Origin of the sequence: Botryobacter ruber (assembly GCF_003347595.2) — a bacterium.
Classification (GTDB): Bacteria; Bacteroidota; Bacteroidia; order Cytophagales; family Hymenobacteraceae; genus Pontibacter; species Pontibacter ruber_A.
This window is the reverse complement of sequence record NZ_QCZK02000049.1, coordinates 84,709-109,100: the sequence shown is the minus strand read 5'-3', so window position 1 is coordinate 109,100 and position 24,392 is coordinate 84,709. Positions and strand designations below refer to the sequence as shown.

Below are 24,392 nucleotides of genomic sequence, written 5' to 3'. Positions count from 1 at the left end.
GTATGGGCAATAAGTTAACAAAAAATCAGCAGGATATTCTTTCTCCAACTTTTATATACGATTTTGGCGCACCCGTGTGGCGCATGAAACTGGATACGGCCACCGACAGGCTAGCCCTGGAAGTGCGGGACGGCGATGTGCTGCTGGCCTGTTTTTACAGCTTCGATTGCCGCAGTTTTGCCCTTGCCCAACTAAATTTACAGCAGCAGACGGTATGGTGGCAGGGGCTGGAGGATGCGCAGGACGGCCTGGTGTTCCTGCACGGCTACGGCGACCGCAAACTGGGCCAGCACAAAGGCATTACCGCCCGTACAGGCGACGGCACGCAGCGCTGGGAAGAGCAGGAGCTGGCCTTTTACGGTATCGGGGCAGAAGGTCTGTATGCCTTTGCGGTTGCGCACCCGGAAGAAGGTTTTCAGCTGCTCGACCTGCAAACAGGGCAGCCAAAAGAAGCGGACATCAGCCAGCAGGCAGCCGCTGCTGCGGTAGCAGATTTTTTCGGCGCCCGGTACAACAAATGTGTCTATCCGGTGTTGTATCTGGAAGGGGAGCCTTATTTCCTGACGGTTCAGGCATTTTTAGCGGACAGGCTGGGCGTTCAGGCGGTGAAGGGGATAGAGTATGCTGAAACCAATAGCTGCATCCTGGTAAGTTATTACCTGCCTGGTGCTGAAAATAAGTTAGCAAACGAAGTAGCAGTATTTGACCTGGAAGGCAATTTGTTGTTAAGCGAAACTTTAGCTGCCGGATTAAGTGGCATTGGTTCAGATACTTTTTTTATCTTTAAGGATTCATTATATTTTATCCAAAATAAAACAATTCTTCAGGTATATTTGCTGCCTGTGTGAGTCGTAAATTTTAGAGTCATGGTTCGAGTTTTTTTCAGTATTCTTTTTCTGGTTTCTTTCTTTTCGGTTCCTGCTTCTGCTGTTTCGTTTGCCGCTGTGCGCGATTCGGTAGGGGTGGAGCATAAAAACGGGAAGGTGTTTGTGAAGCATAAGGTAGAGCCAAAGGAAACGCTGTATGCACTGTCGAGGAAGTATGGGGTGTCGGTTGCGCAGATTGTGGAGGCCAATCCTGCTGTAGAAACTACCATTAAGATAGGCCAGATCGTGTTTATTCCGCGCAACAGAACGGCTGCTGCGGCTAAACCTGCTTCACCTGCTTCAAAACCTGCTGCAGTGTATACCGCTGCTGCGCCTAAAACGGTGCCTGCTACCACCGTGGCTTCCGGTGCTGCTGCCGCAACTTCTGCCAACAGTAGTGGCGTTACAAAGCTGCACGTGGTAGAGCCGAAGCAAACGCTGTACAGCATTTCGCGGATGTACCAGGTGAGCGTGGAAGACATTATCCGCTGGAATAAAATGACCTCGAACCAGGTAAACATTGGCGCTGAGCTGGTGGTTGGCATAGGAACTACTGCTTCGCCTGCCCATACCGGTTATGCCCTGGCTTCCGCTGCCGATACGGCCACGCCAAAAGTGATAGAACCTGTGGCTGCATCCGGTGCCGCAACGGCGAAAGCAGAACCAGTGGCTGTTGCAACGCCTGAGCCTGTAGAAGAAGAGGAAGAAGAGTCGGGTATCCGGAAAGTGATGGAAAGCGGCCTGGCCGAAATGATTGATCCGAAAGCCGATACCGACAAATACCTGGCCCTGCACCGCGCTGCGCCTGTGGGCACCATCATGCAGGTAAAAAATGCCATGAATGGGCAGGTAGTGTATGTGCGTGTGATCGGGAAGTTACCGGAAACCGGCGCGAACGATAAGGTCGTGGTAAAGATTTCGAAAAAAGCTTACCAGAAACTGGGCGCGGTCGATTCGAAGTTCAGGGTAGATCTTTCTTACGTTCCTTAATCGAAAAAATAAACAAAAAAGGGGAGACCGGGGCAAAAAGCTCCGGTCTTTTTGCATAAATAGTCTGCTGCTCCAGCCACCATAGCCTCTCCTGTATGACCACCTACACCTACGCCTCCATCAAAGCCTTGCTCGACGACCGGGCAGAACGCTACAACCAACCTGACTTCATTCCGAACGATCCTGTTTCTATTCCGCACCGCTTCAGCAAAAAGCAGGACATCGAGATCATCGGCTTTTTTGCTGCGATTCTGGCCTGGGGGCAGCGCCGCACCATCATCAACAACTGCCTGAAGCTGATGGACCTGATGGATAACGCGCCGCACGATTTTGTCCTGCACCACCAGGAGCAGGACCTGAAGCGCTTCCTGGGCTTTAAGCACCGCACCTTCAACGATACCGATTTGCTTTACCTGCTGCACTTTTTCCGGCAATACTACCAGCAGCACGACAGCCTGGAGACAGCCTTTACCGGGGAGCAGAACGAACTAAAAACCCAGAAAGAGCGACTGGAGTATTTTCATGAGCTGGTTTTCAGCCTGGAGGAGGCGCCGCAGCGCACGCGCAAGCACATTGCCACACCCGCCCGCAAATCGGCCTGCAAGCGCCTGAACATGTACCTGCGCTGGATGGTGCGAAAAGACAATGCCGGAGTGGACTTCGGCATCTGGCACCACATGCAGCCATCGGAGCTTATTTGTCCCTGCGATGTGCACGTGGAGCGTGTGGCCCGGAAGCTGGGGCTGATCACCAGGCCGCAACTGGACTGGCAGACAGCGGAAGAACTCACCGCCCACCTCCGCACCTTCGACCCGCAGGACCCGGTGAAGTACGATTTTGCCTTGTTCGGGCTGGGGATAGAGGAGAAGTTTTAGGGAGGGGAGAGGCAAGCGTAGCAGCATGGTACAGACGAACATTCATCTTTCCATCAGCAGTTCACTTATCTTCCTCACGCATGTGCAGAGGCTGTGGTGGCAGGTGCAGAAACATTGTTCGGCATGGCGCTTCAGTTTTACCCATTGCACCTTTACAAGTTCAGGACGTACGAACCTACCACTCCATCATTAGCAGTAACTTGTACTAAATTCCTACTTACTCTACCTGTACCTCATCCACAAACAACCAGGGCGTTTCGCCTGCACCGGGTTTTCCTTCGGCTATACGCGGTTGCTGTTTTATCACTACTTTTACGTACCTGGCTTTTGCAGCCGGTATACGAACATTTACCGGCACTTTTTTTCCGGTAAACGGGCCTGCAGGAGTTGTACTGCCAATCATTTTATAGCTTTTCCCATCTGCAGAACCGTGTACCTCGACTAAGCGGGGAGGGTAAGCCCAGCTGTCGCTGTCGAAGAGGGTGTGCACCGTTACCGTATTTATTTCCTGTGCAGTGCCTAAATCGATGGTTACCTGCGGGTCAACACTTTTAAAGCCCAGGGCTTCGCGGGTGCGGTTGCCGGTTTTATTGACAAGGCCATTTACGAGCGTGAAGGGACCGTCTGCTGCATAAAACTCCGAAATATAGCCTTTGATGGTGATGGGCTTGCCGGTGGCTTTGTTCAGTTTTAAATCCAGGGTAATGGAATCTTTCAGCTTGTTGTGTTGGTGGTGGTAAGCTGTAACTTGCTGCGATTCCTGCACCAGCAGGGGAGCTGTGTAGGGTTGGGTGGCCTTTTCCCCGGCCAGGCTGTAGGTAATCGTACTGCCTGGAGCTTTGGCGCCGAAAGTTACCCGCAAGCCGTTTTTTCCGGGGGCAGGAGCGACGTCGGCCGTTAGGTCGAAGTGGGCGGTGCTGTAGCCGGCATCCCAGAACCGGTAGCGCTGCAGCTGGGTGAGCAGCCTTTTTTCAAAATCGTCGAAGTTTTTGTTGGCAGGGGCTGCCCAGAGCACTTCGCTGAGGGCGCTCATCCTCGGGAAGATCATATACTCCACCTTCTCCGGGTGCTGTATATACTCCGTCCAGACGTTGCCCTGGGCACCCAGGATATACTTTGCCTCTTCGGCAGAGAGTACTTTGGGTACCGGGTTGTAGTTGTAGACTTTCTCCAGCGGCGTGTATCCGCCCATGGTCACGGAGTCTTCGCGCTTGCGCTGGGTGTGGTCGAAGTAAAGGTGGCTGCTGGGCGTCATGATCACGGGGTGCTGCTGGCGTGCAGCCGCAATGCCGCCCCGTTCCCCGCGCCAGCTCATCACGACGGCATTAGGTGTCAGGCCGCCTTCCAGTATTTCGTCCCAGCCGATGATGGTTCTGCCTTTGCTGTTCAGGAACTTTTCGATGCGGTGGATAAAGTAGCTCTGCAGCTCGCTTTCGTTTTTCAGTCCTTCTTCTTTTATTCTTTTCTGGCAGCGCGGGCACTTCCGCCAGTTGGCTTTCGGGGCTTCGTCGCCGCCGATGTGGATGTATTTCGAGGGAAAAAGAGCCAACACTTCCGTGAGCACATCCTGCAGAAACGTGAAGGTGGAGTCGGAGCCGGCACAGTAGATATCCGGGAAAATGCCCCAGGTTTCCTGTACTTTATAGGGGCCTGTACCCGGACAGCCCAGCCACGGATACGCCGCCAGCGCCGCGCTCGAATGCCCAGGCATTTCGATTTCGGGAATAACGGTGATGTGCCGGTCTGCTGCGTAGGCCACTATTTCCTTTACCTCTGCCTGTGTGTAGTAACCGCCATAGCGGGTGTTGTCGTTGCCGGTGCCGGGGTAGCGGCCTCTTATCGTGCCCGCGCGGTAAGCGCCTACGGACGTTAAGTTGGGATACTTTTTTATTTCGATGCGCCAGCCCTGGTCATCGGTCAGGTGCCAGTGGAAGTAGTTCATCTTGTGCAGCGCCAGGTAGTCGAGGTACTTTTTCAGGAACGGCACCGGGAAGATATGCCGCGCCACATCCAGGTGCATGCCCCTGTACGGGAAGCGCGGCGCATCCTCTATCAAAACGGCAGGAATGGTTAAGGATGTTTGTTGCTGTACCGGCAACAGCTGAAGCAGGGTTTGCATGCCATAAAACGTGCCGACAGGGGAATTGCCCGTAATGGTTACGCCCTGCGTTGCTACCTGCAGCTTGTATCCTTCGGTTTCGGATGTGGTACTGCGGCTGCTGAGGCGTACAAAGTCTTTGGTCGCCTGGCTTGCCATAGCCAGTTTAATGCCGTAGCACTCCTGCAGGTAGTTGTTCAGGAAAACGGCTGCTTTTCTGTCTTCCGCGTCAGTTACCACCAGTCTGGTTGTTGGGGTGATGGTAAAGTTGCCCGGCTGCGGCTGCACGTGAGCAGGTTGCGGGATGATAGGAAAATCCTGTGCTGTGGCAGTTGTAGCCAGCAGCACCAGGAGCATAAAAAGGAATCTCATTCTTTAGGTAGTACTTGTACAGCTGTGTTTAACGGTTCAACGTTGAAAAGTTTAATACCTATACCTGGTGTGCTGATAATTTTGCTTGTAGACACGGAAAAATATGCCTGCTTCAAGTTTTCAACTTGGAGCTTCTATCATGAAAGCTTTCAGCTTTCGTGGCTGGAATTATCAGTTCTCATACCCCCGCAAGTTGAAAACTTGCTGGAATGATAGCTCCAAGTTGAAAACTTGAAGCAGTTTTTTTCTTTTTCAGGAGCAGAGGCAATGGTAGCAGCTGCAGACAACTTTTTACAATAATATCAGCCCTGTATCGGAGGTCTTAGTGCCTGCGTGCCTGCTCCACCACCAGTTGGGCAATCTCTTCGGCTTTCTCTTCCTGCAGCAGATGCTTTGCCTCCAGCTGATGCACTTTAGGCAGGTTAGCGGCACGTTTGATCTCTTTGCCATAACGCTCATAAGTCAGGCCCGGATCATCGGCACCCCAGATGGCCTGCACCGGGTACGGTACCTGCTGAACCGCCTGTAAGCAAAGTTTTTTAAATTCTTCCGATTTCTCAAAGTTTCGCATGATCTTGAGGAAAGCTTTTCCGCCGTCTTCGTGTTTGAGCAGGTCTACGTAGGCGTAAATTTCCTCTTTGGGAATGGCACCGGCGTTCTTTACGCCCAGGGTAGAGAAGAGCAGGTGCCAGGTGGGATGCGTCATGGCCGCAAGTTCTGCCTCTCCTAACACCGGCACTTCGAACGGACGCATGGGCAGGGGCTTTTTGAATTTGTCTACCTCAATCCAGGTATTCAGGATGGTGAGCGACAGGACTTTCTCTTTGTTTTCTGCGGCCAGGGCAAACCCGATGGGGCCGCCGATGTCGTGCACGAGCAGGTGGTAGCGCTGCAGCCCGAGCGCTTCGGCGGCATGTGCACAGAAGCGGGCGAAGTTGTGGAAGGTATAATCAAAATCTTCCGGCCGGTCGGAAAAGCCCAGGCCGGGCAGATCGATGCAAATACCACGCATGCCACGGGCTGCGAGTTCTTTCAGGACTTTGCGGTACAGGAAAGAGGAAGTTGGCACCCCATGCAGGCAGAAAACAGCCTCTCCTTCGCCCTGGTCCAGGACAAACGTGTTTATTCCGTTTATGTCAATAAACTTACCGGAAGCTTTGTGCTGTTCAATTACATCTTCTACCGAAACAGGAGCAGGCATAAACTTTGGTTTAACAGGTAACGCTCGCAGGCATACCCTATATATTTCCGCAAGCTGCAGTTGAAATAGAACGCTAACTACACAGCACTTACTTTTATTTAACTTGAAAAGTTTGCCTTAGGCTACCAAAATAAGAGTATGTTTAAATTTTGCTTTTGTAAGCGAAAATTGTTCAGAAAGGGTTCTGACAAAACAGTTTTTGAGCGTCATAGCAGCGCTATGGGGCGAAAAAAATGTGAAGTCAGGTTCCTTTATGGGCAATTTGCAGCACGAAAGGCAAAGTTTAAACATGCTCTAAATAAAGTAGCAGCCTTACTATTAATGGAAATGGATAAATGCTGGTTGTAAAAGTTGAAGAGGTGCCACAAAAGCAGAAAACCTGCTGTACCAGGCAAAGCGCAGGGACAGCAGGTTTTCGTTAAGGTTACTTGACCAGGCAATCAGTTTCCAGGCCAGGCATGCCACGGAATACGGATCAGGATGAGCACCAGTGCGATGCCATAGAAAATGGCAATGCTCTTATAGCGTTTGCTGTCAGTAGCCAGGCGCTTGGAGCGGGAATAGCCTATCGTAATCAGCACGAGGGCAATGATCATGGTAAGCGGGTGCTCCAGCATATAGAGCCTGGAGATGGAATCTTTCATGGCTGCACCTGATGCATTTGAAAGTCCGAGCGGCGATACGAAGTACAAAATAATGCCCAGTACGCCCTGCAGGTGAGCCGGGATAAGCCCGAACAGGCCCATCTTTCGATCCTTCTCGGTAAAGGGTTTGGAACCGGCTAAGCCGGCCAGGGCGGCACCAAAGCTGATGAGCACCCCTAAAAGCACCAGGTAAGTCAGGTAAGAGTGAAAATGCTGTATTCCTGTATACATGTTACGGTTTGGTTAGTGTCGGCTGTAAATATAGAGATTAATAGGCAAAAGAAATCCCCAATTTCAGATCCGGCCCCGTTTCATTTACCTGTTTTGCCCTGTTGGTGCTTCCGGTAAAGAGCAGTGGCTATGGTAACAGCTTCAGTATCAAAAAGCAACGTAACAGCTTACCTGTTCCAGTGCCTTTCGATAAAACCGCGCCTGCCGGACCCGATGCTGTAGCGTTCGTAGTGCTGCGGATTCTTTTTGTAATAGTCCTGGTGATACGTTTCTGCGGGATAAAATGGCTTGGCCGGCAGAATGGGGGTGACGATGGGGCTGCTAAAGCGACGGCTTTGCTCCAGTTCCTGCTTCGACTTTTCTGCCTGCTCTTTTTGCTCCGGGGTGTGGTAGAAAATAGCGGTTTCGTAGGAGTGCCCGCGGTCGGCAAACTGGCCACCCGGATCGGTGGGGTCTACCTGTTGCCAGTATACTTCCAGCAACTCTTTATACGAAATGACAGAAGGGTCGAAGGTGATCTGTACCGCCTCCAGGTGGCCGGTCGTGTCGGAGCATACCTGTTCGTAGGTGGGGTTGGGCAGGTCGCCACCGGTGTAACCCGATACCACTTTCTGCACGCCGGGCCATTTATCAAAGGGCTTTACCATGCACCAGAAACAGCCCCCTGCAAAAGTGGCCAGTTCCTGTTTCTTTTCCTGTTGTGTTTTATCTTCCATGTTCATTTATGTTAAGCTGGTCTTAAAGATGATTTTACCTAAAGTCAATGTTTCCTTTAACGCAGGATCAGGAATGAGGATAAAGTAGTATGGTCCTGGGGTTGTACTGCTTACGTGTGATGACTGTGCTGGAGCGTTACGAGCCATTTTGATGTTGAAATCACGCTCTGGATGCTTTTTTATAACCTTTTGCCCGCATTTTAGTTTTAGATAGCAGACTATTTTTTCTGAAACAACACAAAAAAACACATGAAGGCAATAGTATTACGTGCGCCAGGCGGACCTGAAAATTTTATGATAGAAGAACTGGAAACCCCTATCCCGAAGCAGCATGAAATATTGGTCAGAGTTAAAGCCGTGAGTGTAAATCCGGTTGATGCGAAAACCCGCGCAGGGAAAGCGCTTTACAACTCGCTGAAGGAAGATGCTCCGGTTATCCTGGGCTGGGATATAGCGGGCGAGGTGATGGCCGTAGGAGATGAGGTGCCCAATTTTGAAGTTGGCGACGAGGTGTTTGGCATGGTTAATTTCCCGGGGCACGGAAAAGCCTATGCCGAGTACGTAGTGGCCCCTGCTGCACACCTGGCGCACAAACCCATGGAAATTTCGCTACAGGAGGCAGCAGCAGCATCGTTGGCAGCCTTAACGGCCTGGCAGGTACTCGTGCACCAGGCACAAATACTGCCCGACCAGCGGGTGCTGATTCATGCGGCGGCAGGAGGCGTGGGACATTTTGCCGTGCAAATTGCCAAAGCGTTTGGCTGCTACGTAATTGGTACTGCTTCGGGTAATAACTATGCTTTTTTGCGTGAACTGGGAGCAGATGAGGTGATAGATTATAAAAATGAGCAGGTAGAGGAGGTTGTGCGCAATGTAGATGTGGTGCTGGACTCACTGGGAGAGGAGAACTGCCTGAAGTCGTTGAAAACGTTGAAACCGGGTGGCAGGCTCATCTCGATTGTGGGAGGTGCTAAAGAAGCTGTGGAGGCACAGGCAAAAGAGCGCAAAATCACAACGTTAAATTACCTGGTACATTCCAGCGGCAAGGACCTGGAGCAACTCACGGACCTGCTGCGTGACGGGCGGCTGAAAGTACACATTTCGCATACTTTTGCTTTTGATGAAATGCCGGAAGCCCACCGGCAGATCGAGACACACAAAACAAGAGGGAAAATAGTGGTGAATGTGGAGTAAGTTGTATGCAGCTGCATTGCTCGCTTTAGGGTAAATCACAATGGTAATTTACTAAGAAATATTTTTCGTCTTTAAGTAAAGGCAATGCGTATAACTAATACAGCAAAACAGGTTCTGGTAAAGTATTAAAGTATGTTTTTAGCACAGTGTTGATGGACCGGATAGCTTCTTTTAGCTTTTTGCTGCCTATAAGCGGAAATGGAGTAGTTTTTTCAACTTAAAGTTTATTGTTATGCGCACTATGTTAAAAGTTACGATGGAAGTTACAGCAGGAAATAAAGCTATTTCAGAAGGCTCACTTCCCGAAATCCTCAACACTGTTACCGAAAAATTTAAACCGGAAGCTATTTATTTCTATGCACACGACGGAAACAGAGCTTTCCTGATGGTTTTTGATATGAAAGATGCTTCTGAAATTCCGTCTATCTGTGAACCATTCTTTACAAAATTTAATGCCAAAGTAGAACTCATTCCAGTTATGAACCTGGAAGATTTACAAAAAGGGCTGCAGGCTGTACAGAAGTCCTGAGCGTTAGAAAATTTACCGGAGAGAAAAATACTGCCTTACGTTAGTTAAAAAAAAATGCCAATGCAGAGCTACAATTGTTTTCTGCATTGGCATTTATAATTTTTACGGGGAAATAGCTATATCCGTGGCTGACGGCGTGCTTCCTGCGCGTGTGGTGTCTCTTCTTTCCAGATGGCAGACCAGCCTCCGCCAAATTTCCCTTCTACTTTTCCTTTTACAAACGACAGGCCGATCACAAGTACCCCCACCAGCATGTCGTTTACGATAGCAGTCGTGTTATCGTAGCCAAGTATCCAGGGCGCCACCAGCAGCCACAGGCCCAGCGGCACGTTGTAGAGGCGCACTACCCGCGTAGCTTCCCACCACGAGATGATGGCAAAAGAAGCAATGAGCGGGCCAACAATATGATCGTTGTTGGCTATCATTTTATCGGCTCCCAGTACGGCAGGAGCTGCCATAAGCCAGAGGCCCAGCAGTGCGTTAATTATTTGTGCCCACATAGTCAGTTAACTCTGTCCAAAACTTCTTTATATCCCCAGAACGCTTTCCACAGCGACACCTTGGCATCTTTGGCACGCTTCAGGAATTGCATGCTGGCCAGCATTTCGTCCATGGCGGGTCCTATCATGATAACCGAAATAAACGCGGTAAAGAGGCAGATGGTGCACCAGGCGTCGTACAACACCGGCTGTAACACCACCAGCAGAATGCTGATCATACCCAGCGGACCCACCAGCAGCCCGAAAATTACCACGATCCAGGGCATGGTGCGCCAGCGTTTTGTACCTCCCACGGCTCCGGCTACGGCATCGGTCAGGTAGCCGATGGCGCCAAGCACGGCATCAGGTATGGGTAAAATTTTGGAGGTAGAGGAGGTCAGGATTTTCCGGCTGCCGTTGCCAAAAAACGGTTCCCACACTTCCGGTACAAGTTTTAACTGAAATAAACCCAGGTATCCGGCGGCTATCATGCCAACAATGGCTAACCCTACAATAGGCAATCGTTGTCCCCAGGTGGCCGGGTTGTAGGTCCAGCCGGGCGGAATACCTTGTTCCTGTTCTTTCGTCATGGTACAATCATTTAAGTTCTCAGCCTGTCCTGTTCAATTTATTTGTTGAGCCAGTACCGGTCACCTGCCTTCCAGGCTGCTTGTGCAGGTGAGGCTGTGGTGACGGGTGCAGAAGCTCTAATCGATGTATTTTTTCAGCCAGCTGCCTAACAACATGACACCCGTAAAAGCGAGGGCCGTAGACAGCAGCTCCTTGCGGTGCAGGTTCATCCAGACCTGCGGACTGAAGTCGATTGCCTGCTCGTCGAACGTGCCGTGGGCGCCGTGGTCGCCGGGGATTGGTTCATAGAGGTTGTTTTTCCGGTTCGGATCTTCCGGTTCGTCGGTTTGCTGTCCGTCGTAACCTGTTTTTGCCAGCACGTAGTCGGCATACCATGGTGCTATTTTATTCCCGATCACCGCCTTCATGGTAGACCACCCTACATCTATTTCATCGCGGTCATGCTCGGCGGCATACAAAATCACTTCTGCCGCAATCTCGGGCTGGTAGATGGTGCCCATGGGGCGGGGTTTGTTGGGCAGCCTGCTTTTCACAAATCCGAACTGGGTGGTGTTCATGGCCGGCAGCTGCACCATGGATGCCCGCACATTGCTTTTATCGTGCATGAGCTCGGTGCGCAGCGAGTCGAAAAAGCCTTCGGTGGCATGCTTCGAGGCGCAGTAAGCCGACTGCAGCGGAATGCCGCGATAGGCGAGGGCAGACCCCACCAGCACAATCGAACCTTTGTCGCGTGGGAGCATGCGCTTGAGGGCCGACAGCGTTCCGTAAACCTGCCCGAGGTAAGTTACTTCCGTTACGCGTTTGTAGTCGTCGGGCTCCATTTCCTTGATGGGGCTGAACACACTGTTCATGGCATTGTTAACCCACACATCAATGGGCCCCAGCTGCTCTTCGGTTTTTGCTGCAGCATCCTCCACAGCCTTTGCGTCCGCTACATCAACCTGGAAATATACCGCCTTCCGGCCCATGGCTTCAATTTCTTTCTGCGCGCCTTTCAGACCGTCCAGCCCCCGGGCCAACAGCGAAACATCGTACCCGTTGCGGGCAAACGTGCGGGCAATCGCCCTGCCCAGGCCTGCCGAAGCACCTGTTATGACTACCACTCCTTTGCGGTCAGTGTTATTGTTGCTCATAGTTTCTGATTTTGATGCACATTCTTAAAGGGGTGTTACGCCAGCAGCAGCAGAGGGTTTAACGGTTACTACAGTAAGTGATGGTAATATGTTGGTAAACAAAGAGATATGAAAAATAAAAAGATGTAGACGGGGGAGTTGATATCTTTTTACCTGGAACAGGTGCTATGCCATTTAAGGAAGGGGAAGGAGCCTGGGGAATATAAGAAACAGGTGTTTTGGCAAATGCTGCCGGTGGTGGCGGTAGGCGTAAAATAAGCAGCCGGTTCGTTAAGGTCAGTCAGCAGAACGAACCGGCTGAAAAAATTATCTTATTTCAGTTCGGTGAGGTGCACGAGGTAGCGGGTGAGGTTGTCCCATTGAAGGTCCTGCAGACCAGCCCAGCCTCCTTCCGAAATGAGGGTATTGAGGACAGCCCGGTCGCCGGCCTCTTCGCCCTGGTTATTGATGCCTTCATTTTTGCCAATTTCGTAGGCTACCAGCCTGGCGCCATGCCTGCTCACCCGGAACGTACTGCTTGCTTCTTTAATAAAGAAATGTTCGACCACTTCTTCTTCTGTAAGTTGCCGGGGCTTTTCGCTGGGGTGTACCACAAACTCGGCTACCTCCTTGTCTGTATTTACTTCGCTTATCTGCACCCAGTTCTCTATCTGAGATGCCGGAAGGATGATGTTGATGTAGTAACCCACCCTGGGGATGGCCGTGGTTTTATGTCCCCGCTCGTCGTACAGTTCAAACGTGGAGGTTAGACCCTCTATGTTTGACCAGTTGTTTACATCAAACAGTTTTTGCTTTGCCCGCTCAAACTCTTTTTCAGCGGTTGCTTCGTCAGGAAAAACATTCTCGTTGGTGAAAACCTTGTCTTTCGTTTCTTCACCCTGCACTACTTTCACTTCCTGCTTTATCTTATTTACGATGTCTTTTAGTCCCATAATTCCATTTAATTTTTAGCACTGGTGTGTGCTTCAACTAAGTCTCATACGGCCTTTTATTACATATGTTAGTTAGTACTTTGCCAATCCGGAAAATTTGCGCTGAAAAAAACAAGGTCAATTTATGCGCAACCATAACTTCAAAAAAACGTTTGTAACTGGCTTGTTTTCTTTGGTTTATATTATAAATGCCCGCAAGGCGACCCTGGGCTGCTGAATGTTGGCGACAGAGAAAGATCAAAAAAATACAGGAGAGGAGGGTTCCTTTTTAAATATTATGTTTACATTGTAACGCTATAGTAATGCTATCGTTTTATTATGTATTCCTAATAGATTGTTTGCCTATGATAAGCCTGAAAGAATTTAAACATGATTTGCCGTCAGGACTAGTAGTTTTCCTGGTGGCTGTGCCGTTGTGCCTTGGAATTGCGATGGCTTCCGGGGCGCCGCTCTTTGCCGGTATTATTGCCGGATTTGTAGGGGGTATTGTGGTCACCCTGATCAGTGGCTCACAGCTGGGTGTGAGCGGGCCGGCCGCCGGGTTGGCTGTGATTGTGTTGCAGGCCATCCAGAGCCTCGGGAGCTATGAAGTATTCCTGGCTGCAGTTGTAGTGGGTGGTGCTATACAGTTTGCCCTCGGATTTCTAAGGGCCGGGAGCATCGGCTATTATTTCCCGGTTTCAGTTATCAAAGGGATGCTGGCGGGTATTGGGGTTATCATCATCTTAAAGCAGATTCCGCATGCCTTTGGGTATGATGCCGATTATGAAGGAGATCTTAACTTTATGCAGCCTGATGGAAATACTACTTTTTCAGAGCTGTTCAGGGCTGTGGAGTTTATTACGCCCGGCGCTGTCATTATCAGTTTGTTGTCGCTGGTTATCCTGATCCTGTGGGACCAGGTACTTACAAAAAAGCATAAGATTTTTCAGCTGATACAGGGGCCGCTGGTGGTGGTAGTGCTGGGCATTCTGCTTCAGCAGTTCTTTCTGGCGAATTATCCGCAATTTGTGCTGGCCGCCAATCATATGGTGGAGTTACCGGAGGCCGAATCGTTCAGCGGCTTTCTGCAGCAGTTCACGTTCCCGGACTTCAGCCGTGTGTTTACCTATGAGGTGCTGTTTACAGCTGGTACCATCGCAATAGTTGCCAGTCTCGAAACCCTGCTGTGCCTCGAAGCGACAGACAAGCTGGATCCTTATAAACGCATCAGCCCGGCCAACAGGGAGCTGGTGGCGCAAGGGGTAGGCAACATGGTATCCGGTTTGATCGGCGGACTGCCTGTGACGCAGGTGATTGTCAGGAGCTCTGCCAACATCCAATCGGGTGGTAAAACCAAACTTTCTTCGTTGATACACGGGCTGCTCATCCTGGGCAGTGTTATCTTTATCCCGGGTTTGCTGAACATGATACCACTGGCCAGCCTGGCTGCCATCCTGATCGTGGTGGGGTATAAACTGGCGAAGCCGGCGCTGTTCATGAGTATGTACCGGAAAGGCTATAGCCAGTTCCTGCCCTTCGTGATCACCATCGTCGCCATCGTGTTTACCGACCTGCTTACCGGTATCGGTATCGGCATGGCAGTGGCCATTATCATTTTGCTGCGGAACCACTACAAAGTATCGCACTACCTCTACAAAGATAAAGCGCCTGCCGGCAAAGAGAAGTATTATATGATTTTGGCGGAGGAAATTTCTTTCCTGAACAAAGGGGAAATTATGCAGACCTTACGAAAGCTGCCGGAGAATGTGGACCTGGAAATTGATGTTTCAAAATCGGCCTACATCGACCCCGACGTGCACGAAGTGATTGATGATTTTAAGGAAACAGCCAAAAGAAAAAATATTAACCTCACGGTAAAAGAAGTAGCCGATACCGAAAAGATAAAGGACGAAAAAATGATACTCTGACAGTGTAGGGGCAAAATACAACGCAGCTTGACTGCAGCAGCGGGTATGGTGGCTGCTGCAGCAAATAAAATCTAAAACCAGAAAAAAATATAAACATATAACACACAGAAAATGCGCACACTAACCAAAGAGCTCCTGGAGCAACTAACCCCCGAAAAAGCTATTGAGCTGTTAAAAGAAGGAAACAAACGATTTGTAAGCAACCTGAAGTACAACCGAAACCTGTTGCAGCAGGTAAACGAAACCTCGCAGGGCCAGCATCCCTTTGCTATTGTGTTGAGCTGCATCGACTCCAGGACATCAGCAGAGCTTATTTTTGACCAGGGCCTTGGCGACATCTTCAGTGCACGGATTGCCGGAAATATTGTGAACGAAGACATCCTGGGCAGTATGGAATTTGCCTGCAAGGTGGCCGGTTCCAAGCTGGTTGTGGTATTGGGCCACACCAACTGCGGCGCCATTAAAGGAGCCTGCGACGATGTAAAACTGGGCTACCTGACCGGGCTGATAAACAAGATTAAGCCTGCGATAGAAGATCTGAAGTACGAGGGGGAAAAGAACTCTAAAAATGCGGAATTCGTGCAGCTGGTGGCCGAAAAGAACGTGCACAACATGATTGATGAAGTAACCGGCAGGAGCAGCATCATTAAGGAGATGATCAAAAACGGAGAGATCGGAATTATTGGCGGCATGTACGATGTTGAAACAGGGGTAGTGGATTTCTATGATCACTCCCTTCAATTAAACTAACGCATTTAATGAGAAACTTTCTGGCAAATATTAAGATTAAGGTTGATGAAAAAGTATACCTGAAAGATCCTGAAACGTCGGAGAAGGGCCGGCAGATAGTAAAGCACAGCATCCTGCTGCTGGACGAGCTGGGGCTGGAGTCTTTTACGTTCAAAAAGCTTGCTGAGAAAATCGGGACAACAGAAGCTACCATTTACCGCTACTTCGAGAGCAAGCACATGCTGCTCTCTTACCTGATTTCCTGGTACTGGAGCTGGCTGGAGTACCGCCTGGTATTTGCAACCAACAATATTTCGTCGGCAGCAGAACGGTTAAAGATTGCCATTGCCCTGCTGGCCGGCAAAGTAGAGCTCGACATGGACTTTGAGCATGTGGACGAGGTAACGCTGCAACGGATAGTCGTATCGGAATCGGCGAAGGTGTACCTGACCAAAGAGGTGGACGACAACAACCGGGAAGGTTTCTTTTTCAGCTTTAAGCGTTTTTGCAAACGTGTTACAGCCATTATCAAAGAAATTAACCCAACCTATAAATATCCTGCGTCGTTGGTTTCTACTGTAGCTGAGACCTCTCATTACCAGAAGTTTTTTTCGCTGCATTTGCCTTCGCTTACCAATATTTCGGATAGTAAGGATGAACAGTTGGTCGAGTTCCTGACCGACATGGTGTTCAAAACCATCCAAAAATAACCTGTTCCTTAAAAAACCACTCCCCGTTGTCATCCCGAACGAATGACAACGGGAATGGTTTATGGAACTGGGGTAAGTACTATTTGGTCTGCTACTATAGCCTGTACTATTTCTGGAGAAAAAAAGAAAAGAAGCCCCCTTAATTTTGTTACTTTGCAGCTCTTATGCAACTGTACATCACCTCATTAAATTCAGGAAGTAACGGGAACTGCTATTACATTGGCAACGAGCGGGAGGCGGTGCTGGTGGATGCAGGCATTTCGTGCCGCGAAACGGAAAGACGCATGAAGCGCCTCGGGCTGTCGATGCACAAAGTAAAAGCCATTTTCGTATCGCACGAGCATTCCGACCACATCAAAGGCATCCCGGTGCTGGCAAAGAAGTATAGGCTGCCGGTATACATCACGCCGGAAACCTACCGTTATTCGCGGCTGGACCTGGAGCAGGTGGAGGTGCTGCCGTTTCAGGCACATGAGCCGGTGCAGATCGGCCACCTGACGGTTACGGCTTTTCCCAAGTTTCATGATGCAGCTGACCCGCATAGTTTCATGGTGTCGTGCGGTGGAACAAACGTGGGGGTGTTTACCGACATCGGCGCGCCCTGCGACCACGTAATGCGGCATTTAAGCCAATGCCATGCCGCTTTCCTGGAAGCCAATTACGATGAGGAACTGCTGGAGCGCGGACACTACCCGTACTACCTCAAAAAGCGTATCCGGGGTGGGAGGGGCCATTTATCCAACCGGCAGGCGCTGGCCTTGTTCACGGCTTGCAAACCCGAGTTTATGAGCCACGTGCTGCTGTCGCACCTTTCCAAAGACAACAACTGCCCCAAGCTGGTGCAGGAGCTTTTTACAACACACGCTTCCGGCACTGCCGTGGTAGTAGCCTCAAGGTTCGAGGAGACGCCGGTCTTTAACATCAGCTGTACCCACGTTCCGGCCTCAAAAGCAGCAGCAGTGGCTATGGTGGCAGGAGCAGAAAAGCCCCGGCAGCTGCAATTGTTCCCGGAAATGATTTAGGAGTGGCTGTTCTAGGTGTTTTACCGGTGTGCCTGGGTTATCAATTTTTTTTGGGATTGTGGATGGGGCGAACACGTGGGTTCGCCCCTACATATCTCAAAAATTTTAACTCTCATCGCACCCTTACTTCACCAGCGCCATGATAGGAATGGTACTCGGCATTATACATCGCATCAGCACCTACAGGTCCGGCCTGGAAATCACCTTTGGTTACGGCACGCACCTGGTAAAAGAACACCTGCTCTTTGGGGCGGGCGGTGGTGTAGAGGTGGATGCGGTCGTCGCGGATGTCGAGGTGGTCGGGAGTGGCGGGGTTGTGCTCCTTCAGCCACTGAAACTCACGGGGCGTCATCAGGCGCGGGTTCTCGATTTCGAATCCTGCCGGCAGTAAGTCCGTGATGGCTACGTTCGGGATGTTGCGCCCGTCAAGCGACTGCAGCGCGATGCGCACCACCACCAGGTCGTTCTGCTTAAAGCTGTTGCTGGTGATCTGGCGCCCGTTGCGGTCGAAGTAGGCTTTGCGCACTTTCAGGTAATTGTCTTCTTCTTTATAGCTGCCGCTCTGGCTGATGCCTTCCACTTCCCAGAAATAATACAGGTTGCCTTTGCCATTGCTCCGGATGCTGATGTCGCCGCGGTTCAGGCTGTTGTGCAGCGACAAATCTTTGCCGGAATACGTGGCTACCTGCTTCCCGTCATGGTACACCTTCGCCGACTGGCTGCCGGCACTTTTACTTGCCATTTTTCCCAGCGCCATCAGCGCAAATGCCCGTTCCTGCGTATTAAACCAGCGGCCCGTTTTCAACTCCTGCGAGAGGTGCCGCGACAAAGTGCCCACCTGCGGATGACCTGCGTCCGCTTCCAGCAAACTGTTGAGCGAAATCGCCATGTCGCGCATGGGCGAATAGAAACTGCCGTCCAGCGCCCGCACCGAGATTTCGCTGTCGAAGGAATTAGGGAGCAGCTGGTTGAAGCTTTCGCGGCGACCATTCAGGGCGTAGGTACTGGCCAGCATGTAGCGCGCATCCCGCGAGAGCAGGTCCGGTTTTGCTTTGTAGTAGTTCATCGTGGCCCAGTCGGTTTTACCGGCCAGGCCCAGCACGTAGAGCGAGTAAACTGTTTCGCGGGAGGCGATGTATTTGCTTTTCAGTTGACGGCTGGCGTCGTAGTAGTGGTATTCTTCCATGCCTTTGCCTTTCACCTTGCGCTGCAGGTACACCAGTGCCTTGTCCAGCACCGGGTTGCTTACCGGGAAGCCGGCTTTGCGGGCCTCCAGCAGGAAATGCGTAGCGTAGGCGCTGCTCCACCAGACGGTGTTGGCGGCGCCGGGCCAGTAGGTAAAGCCGCCGTCGTACTGCTGCATGAGCTCAATTTTGGTTATGGCCTCCTGCACGAGGTAGTTCGGGTTAAAGGTGCGGCCTTTCTGCTCCTGGTTCAGCGACTTAGCCAGGTCCGTGTAATACAGCAGCGGGAAAGCCGTGGAAGTGGTTTGTTCCAGGCAACCGTGCGGGTAACGGAGCAGGTAGGTAATGTCGTCGGTGAACTGCACCAGGGGCGAACTGCTGACCACCAGTTTCGAGGAGACAGATGAAGGAATGAAGTCGTGCTCCGGTTTGATCTCGGCGGTGGCGGCATTTTGCAGCGCGCCGGCTCCTGTCTTTTTCACCAGCGGCGCAGCAGGACGAACCGAAATGTCAGTGCTGCTGCTGAACAGCTCGCCCAAAGCTTTTACGGCAACTTTCACCGAGGCCTGCCCGATAGCAGGCTGCGCGACCAGCTTGTAAACCACCTGCGCCTCGGAATTAGCGCCGATGCTCGCCGACTGCGCCGCCGTTCCCACCACGCGCAGCGGACCTGTTACCGCAATGGAACTGGCCGCCGAGGCTTTGGTGGCGGTGGTATTGCTCAGCGTTACCGGCACCAGCAGCGTATCCCGTGGACTCAAAAACCGGGGCAGCCCGGCACTGATCACCACCGGGTCGGAAACGCGCATCATTTTATCCGCAGCGCCAAAAGCCTTGTCGTTGTAAGCAACGGCCATCAGCCGGACGGCGCCTGAGAATTCCGGGATTTTTACCCGAACAGTTGCTTCGCCGTTGCTGTTGGTGCGCAGGTGCCCGCTCCACAACGACACCAGCTTCACGCGTTTGGATGTGAGCGGATTGATACGTTTGGACAGGTCATAGCCGTCGCCACCAACGCTGGAGCGGCTGCTGCCCAACTCCGGGAACAGGAAGGGGTACAGGTCATAGGTGTTTACCTCCAGCGCCCGCTTCTGGTAAAAGAAACCGTGCGGATCGGGCGTTTTGTAATCCTTCAGCTGCAGAATGCCCTCATCCACCACCGCCAGCGTTACCTCTGTGTCCGGCGTGGTTTTAATTGTTACCAGCTGCGTCTGCTTCGAACGGGAAACTTCCGGTGACGTGATAACGACAGGCAGCTGCGTGGATTTTTTGGTGACGGTCAGTGGCTTAAAGCCACGGGCGATGGTGAGGGGCATGTTATTGTCTTTTACCGGGCGCAAGGCGGTGGCGGTAATGTAAGCTGTCGGTAAGTGTTCGTCTTTGATAGGAAGGGAGATGGAAGCAGCCTTTTTATCTGTTTCGAGGTAGAAGTGGCTGAGCACCCGCTCGCGCTCCACTGTTACCAGCAGCTTGCCTGCAAACGGCGCTTTAAAGAGTATCTTCGCCTCGTCGCCCACCTCATACGATTCCTTGTCAAAGGCAATATCCACTTCGCCTTCGGTGTTTACCTCGAAGGAGGTGCTTTCGGTATCGCCCCAGCCGTAGGCGTAAAAAGATTGCGCCACGTAATTGCTTGCCCCCGGTCGCATCACCCGCAGCTCATACTCACCGGAAGTAACCGGTGTAAATTTGAAAACAGCGCCCGAAGCCGGAATGCTGACGATGCTGCTTCTCACCACATTCTCTTTGCGCTGCGAATTGTAGTTGTACCGGTCCCTGTGCCGCGACACCACCGACTCGTACGTATACCGCACCAGCTGTACCTGTGCTTTGGCGGCAATTGGCTGCCCCTTGCGGTTCAGGGCCAGGAGCGGAATGTTCAGCTGCTTACGGGTGCTCACGTAAGCATCAAAGTCTTTGATACCATAAAAGGCCTCTTGTGTGCTCAGGTCAATTTTGCTCAGCCGGTTCACAGGACGTCCCGATTCATCAAGCACCGTCGTATAAAGCGAGCCATCCAACAAGCCGATGTCGCTGTAGCCGGTTAGTTCGAATTTCTCTTCGCTTTGCCCGCTGGCATCTGTCCGGCCCTGGCGCACACTGTTCTGGATATTAACTGAGCCTGAAGTCTTAATTTCAAAGTTGTAGTCCGGGTAGCGTTTTGCTTCGAAGGATTTCTTTTTCAGGCTGAGCTGCATCTCGTAGTCGCGCCCTGCTGCCGGCGGACCAAACAGATTCTGCGCCGTCAGTTTTGCCACCAGCTGCTCCCCTGGTTCAAAAGCGGTTTTGTTTAGGATAGTGGTTACTTTCAGGCGGTCGGGGATAAATTCTTCCACGCCAATCTTGCGAGAATTCAGGAGCACATCGTTACCCGAATACACTTCCAGGGTATAGGTACCGGTAACGGCGGCAGGAGGTAAGTAGAAGGTAGCTTCGCTGGCGCCTTCCTTGTTCAGCTTGCCTTTGGCGCTGCGGTATTCTTTGCCGTTGGGCAGCAGGAGCTTCAGTTTGATGGGCAGGCCGGCTACCGTTTCAAGTTCCGGCGTTCGCACGACCGTATTCACATGCACCGTATCGCCGGGACGGTAGAGGTCGCGGTCGCCGTAGATAAAGGCATCGTAGTTAACGCCGCTCATGCGTTTGCCACCAACTTCAAAGCGGGAGGTATTCACTTCCGTCTGGCTGTAGGGCAGGTAAGTGAAGTCGTGGCCGTGGCGGGCGGTGATCATTCCAACTTTGAAATCGGGAGCCGTCTGGTTGATGTTGCTGAACACCGCCACGCCGTCGGTTCCGGTAGTGGCGGTATGGATCACCTGGTTGTTCGTGCTGATAAACCGGACTTCTACCTCCGGTTGCGGCTCAGCGGTCCGGATGGAGTTGGCATAGACCAGCACATCGTTTTGTCCCTGCTTCACGATGAGACCAATATCGGAAACCGAAATAATTTTGGAATCTTTCAGCCAGTTTTTCTCCGTGCTCTCCACCGTCAGCACATACAGGCCTTTGAAACGGCTGTCGAAGTCAAGGTCGTTCAGATCGAGGTGCAGCAGGTGGGCATTGCCCTGTTTGCGGAGGCTTTTGGTGTCGTATTCTTTTTCGAAGATCGTGTTGCCGTTCGTTTCGTTTACCGGGTATTCGGAGGTTTCGTAGTATTCTTCGGCTTCGCGGTCGTAGTAGCCGTCGTAATGTTTGCCTTCCCAGAGGTAGCGGAGGATGTTGTTCTCGTAAATGCGGCCAATGGAGACTTTGATGCGGGGCACCTGCACCAGGTTGAGGGCGATGTTCCGGTTGCCCTGGCTGCTCAGGTAAATGCTCTTGCTGTTCACAAACGACACATCGGGCTCCAGCATTTGGAAGGAGAAGGGGTGCTGGTAGCGCTGGCCCATTTGCCGGCCCGTCACGCCGCTCAGATTTTCGGAGATGGTGAGGGTGTAGGTCTGGCTTTCTTCAAAGTCACCGCTCAGCACCATCCCGTTCTCCAGCCGCTCCACACTGAACTCAGCCCGCGGACGAATGCTGATCAGCTGGTGCAGGTCCTGGTTCTGGACAGGCTGTGTCGTGAGCACGTACACCCGCTTCTGCCCATCCTCCAAAGCCGTAGACACTTCCGAAACCTGCATCCGTTTACGGCTGGGCAGCTCCACCACCGTCTCCAACTCCTGCCCCGACTGGTAATTGCTACCTGCCGTAGTCAGCCCTTCTTTTACCCGGACCGTCAGCGGAATGGCATCTTCTTCGCCTGCAAATGATTCTTTTAGCTTAAACGTGATCCCATCCTGATCGCTGCTGACCAGCTCTAACGGCAGTGCGGTATTCCCCTGGTACACGTGCAGCAGGTCGCGCAAGGCACTGGCAGCCACGGGGTAATTAAAATTCAGCGCCAGGTTTGCCTCCAGCTGGTCGGGTTTGTTGGGGTTCTCGGTCCAGTAGCCTTTGGCTGTAGTCAGCTGTATGTAAGGCGTGTGAAAGGTAAAGCCCTGGCCTGCAGGTATCTTGTATTTGGTTTCGGAATGCTGCAGCAGCTTTTCCGTCAGCTCGGCCTGGTAATCGGTGGCGGGAGCAAAGGGTTGTGCCGGAGAAAACACCAGTTCATTCGGAGCGGACCATTTGTAGCGGCCTTTTACCCTTGGTGTAAAGAGGAGGTAAGCGGTGGTGTCCCACTTGTTCAGTTGCGTGGCGGGAACCAGTTCCTTATCAAAGGTAAACACCAGGTTCTGCTCCCGCGCAATTTCCTGCTCAAAGTTCCGGTTGGTGAGCTGCAGCTCATCGCTTTTCCCGCCGCAGCCATACGTAAACAGCAGAACAAGCAGGCAAAGTAACTGAGCTGCAACAGGTAAGGTAAAGGCTACGGGTCTGGGATTCATAGTGGCAAGGAAAAGGACGTTTCTGTTAACTAAACTTACAAATTGTTCAGGAGAAAATACAGCCTGAACAACTAATATTCTGGATGAAAATAAGGTTGATCCTGCCACGTTTACAGGATGAACCGAATGCCGGGCGCAACTGTTTCAGGATTAGCAGCATCGGCAAGTGCCCGAACGGAACGGGTAAAGTTTGCTCCTGCCGCCACTTCTTATGCTGATAGCAAATACCATGACAAATTATACATTAAACACGCAGGTATTGAATAATTCGGGAAATCTAAGACGGTTTTACCTTAAAATTTTTTTTCTGCTCCTGTCACTATTGCCTCTGCCTCTGCTGCTCATGGCCAGCCGACCGGCAGACAAAGCAGACCCGCTCGTCCTGCGCCCGCAGTCCCTCGATTTCACGCCTAAAGAATTTTACATCGCCAACGTAACAGACGAACGAAAGGACCGTGCCGCCGTGGCGTACCTGCTTCCGGAGGTGAAAATGGCGGGACAGCAACCTGGTGCCGCACAAGCCATCGACCTGCAGGGGGGCGGGCAGCAGGCTATTCGTGCTTTTATGCTGGAAAGTCTTCCCCGCAACACGCAGCTGCGCCCGGTCACCATCCGCTTGAAAGAATGCCGCGTAACCGAAATACCTGGAGCCACCGGCATGGTAAATGGCCGTATCGCCATCGCCATGGCCTTTGAGTATAAGCGTGGGGAGGAAGTGGTGCAGCTGATGGAGTACCAGGGAGGTGCTCGCTATGTTCGTCCCGCCAGCCAGCAGGCGGTAGTGGAGCCAACCCTGCGGCAGGCGCTGGGGGAGTCGTTGCGCTACCTGAACAATTGGATGAACCAGGAGGCGGATACCAACCTGAAGCTGGCCAAAGCAATCCGCCTGCACATTGCCGATTTTGCCCCAGCTACCGAAATTGACACGGTTTATTATACGTCAACGCGTCCGCTCACCTGGAACGATTTCAAAGCAAAGCCACGCGCAGGCAGTAAATTTTCCGCCAGCATTTTCCCGGGCTTCGCCTACGAAGGGCGCTCTGAAGTAATAAAAGGTGTGCTGCACCTGCACCTTACTATGAAGGTGTACATGGTGCCGGAAAACTCCTGGACCAAAGATACTAAATCAGCCTATGGCTTAAATCACGAGCAGCGGCATTTTGATGTAGCCAAACTGGTAGCAGAGCGGTACAAGCAGAAACTGCAGTCGGGAATCGTGACGCTGGAAGATTACAACAGCATCATCCAATACCAGTTCATCGAATTCTACCGCGAAATGAACCGCCTGCAGGAACAGTACGATGCCGAAACCGGGCATGGGCTGAACACAGCAGCACAGGCGAAATGGGATAAGAAAATAGCTGCGGAACTGGCGCAGGTGGGGGTGAGGTAGATAAACTTATAAAGACCTCGCAGTGTGCGCAGCTCCTGCGAGTGTCGGGGCCAGTTGCATCAACCGCTCCCTGTATATATTAATTTTTCCTGAAGTTATTGCAGAACATCTTTGTACAGGCTTTACTGCTGTCAGACACTCGCAGGAGCTGCGCACACTGCGACGTCTTTGAAACAAGCGGTGTTAAGACAAAAACAAAAAACGCCTCCCAATTTCTCAGGAGGCGTTT

19 protein-coding genes are annotated in these 24,392 nt (G+C 51.7%); 10 read left to right on the top strand and 9 right to left on the bottom strand.

Annotated elements, in window-relative coordinates; translation table 11 throughout:
- Positions 1-2 precede the first annotated feature (2 nt).
- The 3 genes from DCW36_RS15995 (at position 3) to DCW36_RS15985 (ending at position 2,731) form a co-directional block, all read left to right on the top strand.
- Positions 3-848 (top strand): DUF4905 domain-containing protein, encoded by an 846-nt coding sequence (locus tag DCW36_RS15995; RefSeq protein WP_240676204.1) that lies wholly within the window; start codon positions 3-5, stop codon positions 846-848.
- Between the two features lie 18 nt (positions 849-866).
- The gene (locus DCW36_RS15990; RefSeq protein WP_240676203.1) at positions 867-1,856 is read left to right on the top strand and encodes a LysM peptidoglycan-binding domain-containing protein; all 990 of its coding nucleotides are present in this window, start codon (positions 867-869) and stop codon (positions 1,854-1,856) included.
- A gap of 95 nt (positions 1,857-1,951) precedes the next feature.
- Positions 1,952-2,731 carry a TIGR02757 family protein gene (locus DCW36_RS15985; protein WP_114781272.1) on the top strand — a complete coding sequence of 260 codons (780 nt, stop codon included), beginning with the start codon at positions 1,952-1,954 and terminating at the stop codon, positions 2,729-2,731.
- 217 nt (positions 2,732-2,948) lie between these two features.
- Here the strand turns inward: DCW36_RS15985 and DCW36_RS15980 are convergent, their stop codons facing one another.
- From DCW36_RS15980 to msrA, 4 genes are all read right to left on the bottom strand, one after another.
- The gene (locus tag DCW36_RS15980) at positions 2,949-5,201 is read right to left on the bottom strand and encodes a glycoside hydrolase family 20 protein (RefSeq protein WP_164891159.1); all 2,253 of its coding nucleotides are present in this window, start codon (positions 5,199-5,201) and stop codon (positions 2,949-2,951) included.
- Between the two features lie 322 nt (positions 5,202-5,523).
- Complete coding sequence (locus DCW36_RS15975; protein WP_114781271.1) at positions 5,524-6,402, bottom strand: alpha/beta fold hydrolase; 879 nt, start codon at positions 6,400-6,402, stop codon at positions 5,524-5,526.
- Between the two features lie 440 nt (positions 6,403-6,842).
- Positions 6,843-7,277, bottom strand: coding sequence for a hypothetical protein (locus DCW36_RS15970; RefSeq protein ID WP_114781270.1), 435 nt, complete (start codon positions 7,275-7,277; stop codon positions 6,843-6,845).
- 167 nt (positions 7,278-7,444) lie between these two features.
- Positions 7,445-7,993, bottom strand: a complete 549-nt coding sequence (gene msrA / locus DCW36_RS15965; protein ID WP_114781347.1) for a peptide-methionine (S)-S-oxide reductase MsrA — start codon at positions 7,991-7,993, stop codon at positions 7,445-7,447.
- A 249-nt stretch (positions 7,994-8,242) separates the two neighbouring features.
- On the opposite strand from msrA, the gene DCW36_RS15960 reads away from it, so the two are divergent.
- Both DCW36_RS15960 and DCW36_RS15955 read left to right on the top strand, forming a co-directional pair.
- A complete protein-coding gene (locus DCW36_RS15960; protein WP_114781269.1) occupies positions 8,243-9,187 on the top strand; it encodes an NADP-dependent oxidoreductase in 945 nt (314 codons plus the stop codon).
- A gap of 232 nt (positions 9,188-9,419) precedes the next feature.
- On the top strand, positions 9,420-9,716 hold the full coding sequence (locus DCW36_RS15955) for a DUF3303 family protein (RefSeq protein ID WP_114781268.1): 297 nt from the start codon (positions 9,420-9,422) through the stop codon (positions 9,714-9,716).
- Positions 9,717-9,832: 116 nt separating this feature from the next.
- Here the strand turns inward: DCW36_RS15955 and DCW36_RS15950 are convergent, their stop codons facing one another.
- The 4 genes from DCW36_RS15950 to DCW36_RS15935 all read right to left on the bottom strand — a co-directional run bounded on the left by DCW36_RS15950 (position 9,833) and on the right by DCW36_RS15935 (position 12,851).
- Positions 9,833-10,216, bottom strand: a complete 384-nt coding sequence (locus DCW36_RS15950) for an SPW repeat protein (RefSeq protein WP_114781267.1) — start codon at positions 10,214-10,216, stop codon at positions 9,833-9,835.
- Positions 10,217-10,218: 2 nt separating this feature from the next.
- The gene (locus DCW36_RS15945; RefSeq protein WP_114781266.1) at positions 10,219-10,785 is read right to left on the bottom strand and encodes a vitamin K epoxide reductase family protein; all 567 of its coding nucleotides are present in this window, start codon (positions 10,783-10,785) and stop codon (positions 10,219-10,221) included.
- 117 nt (positions 10,786-10,902) lie between these two features.
- Positions 10,903-11,919, bottom strand: coding sequence for an SDR family oxidoreductase (locus tag DCW36_RS15940; RefSeq protein WP_114781265.1), 1,017 nt, complete (start codon positions 11,917-11,919; stop codon positions 10,903-10,905).
- Positions 11,920-12,230: 311 nt separating this feature from the next.
- A complete protein-coding gene (locus tag DCW36_RS15935) occupies positions 12,231-12,851 on the bottom strand; it encodes a hypothetical protein (protein ID WP_114781264.1) in 621 nt (206 codons plus the stop codon).
- A gap of 344 nt (positions 12,852-13,195) precedes the next feature.
- On the opposite strand from DCW36_RS15935, the gene DCW36_RS15930 reads away from it, so the two are divergent.
- The 4 genes from DCW36_RS15930 (at position 13,196) to DCW36_RS15915 (ending at position 17,222) form a co-directional block, all read left to right on the top strand.
- Positions 13,196-14,761, top strand: a complete 1,566-nt coding sequence (locus DCW36_RS15930) for a SulP family inorganic anion transporter (protein ID WP_114781263.1) — start codon at positions 13,196-13,198, stop codon at positions 14,759-14,761.
- A 111-nt stretch (positions 14,762-14,872) separates the two neighbouring features.
- Positions 14,873-15,511: a carbonic anhydrase family protein gene (locus tag DCW36_RS15925; protein WP_114781262.1), complete on the top strand. Its 639-nt coding sequence runs from the start codon at positions 14,873-14,875 to the stop codon at positions 15,509-15,511.
- A gap of 8 nt (positions 15,512-15,519) precedes the next feature.
- Positions 15,520-16,200: a TetR/AcrR family transcriptional regulator gene (locus tag DCW36_RS15920; protein WP_114781261.1), complete on the top strand. Its 681-nt coding sequence runs from the start codon at positions 15,520-15,522 to the stop codon at positions 16,198-16,200.
- 164 nt (positions 16,201-16,364) lie between these two features.
- Positions 16,365-17,222: an MBL fold metallo-hydrolase gene (locus DCW36_RS15915; protein ID WP_114781260.1), complete on the top strand. Its 858-nt coding sequence runs from the start codon at positions 16,365-16,367 to the stop codon at positions 17,220-17,222.
- Positions 17,223-17,334: 112 nt separating this feature from the next.
- On the opposite strand, the gene DCW36_RS15910 is transcribed toward DCW36_RS15915, so the two are convergent.
- Positions 17,335-22,770 carry an alpha-2-macroglobulin family protein gene (locus tag DCW36_RS15910; protein ID WP_114781259.1) on the bottom strand — a complete coding sequence of 1,812 codons (5,436 nt, stop codon included), beginning with the start codon at positions 22,768-22,770 and terminating at the stop codon, positions 17,335-17,337.
- Positions 22,771-23,113: 343 nt separating this feature from the next.
- Between DCW36_RS15910 and DCW36_RS15905 the strand changes: the two genes are divergently transcribed.
- Complete coding sequence (locus DCW36_RS15905; RefSeq protein ID WP_240676202.1) at positions 23,114-24,163, top strand: hypothetical protein; 1,050 nt, start codon at positions 23,114-23,116, stop codon at positions 24,161-24,163.
- The last annotated feature ends 229 nt before the right edge of the window (positions 24,164-24,392 follow it).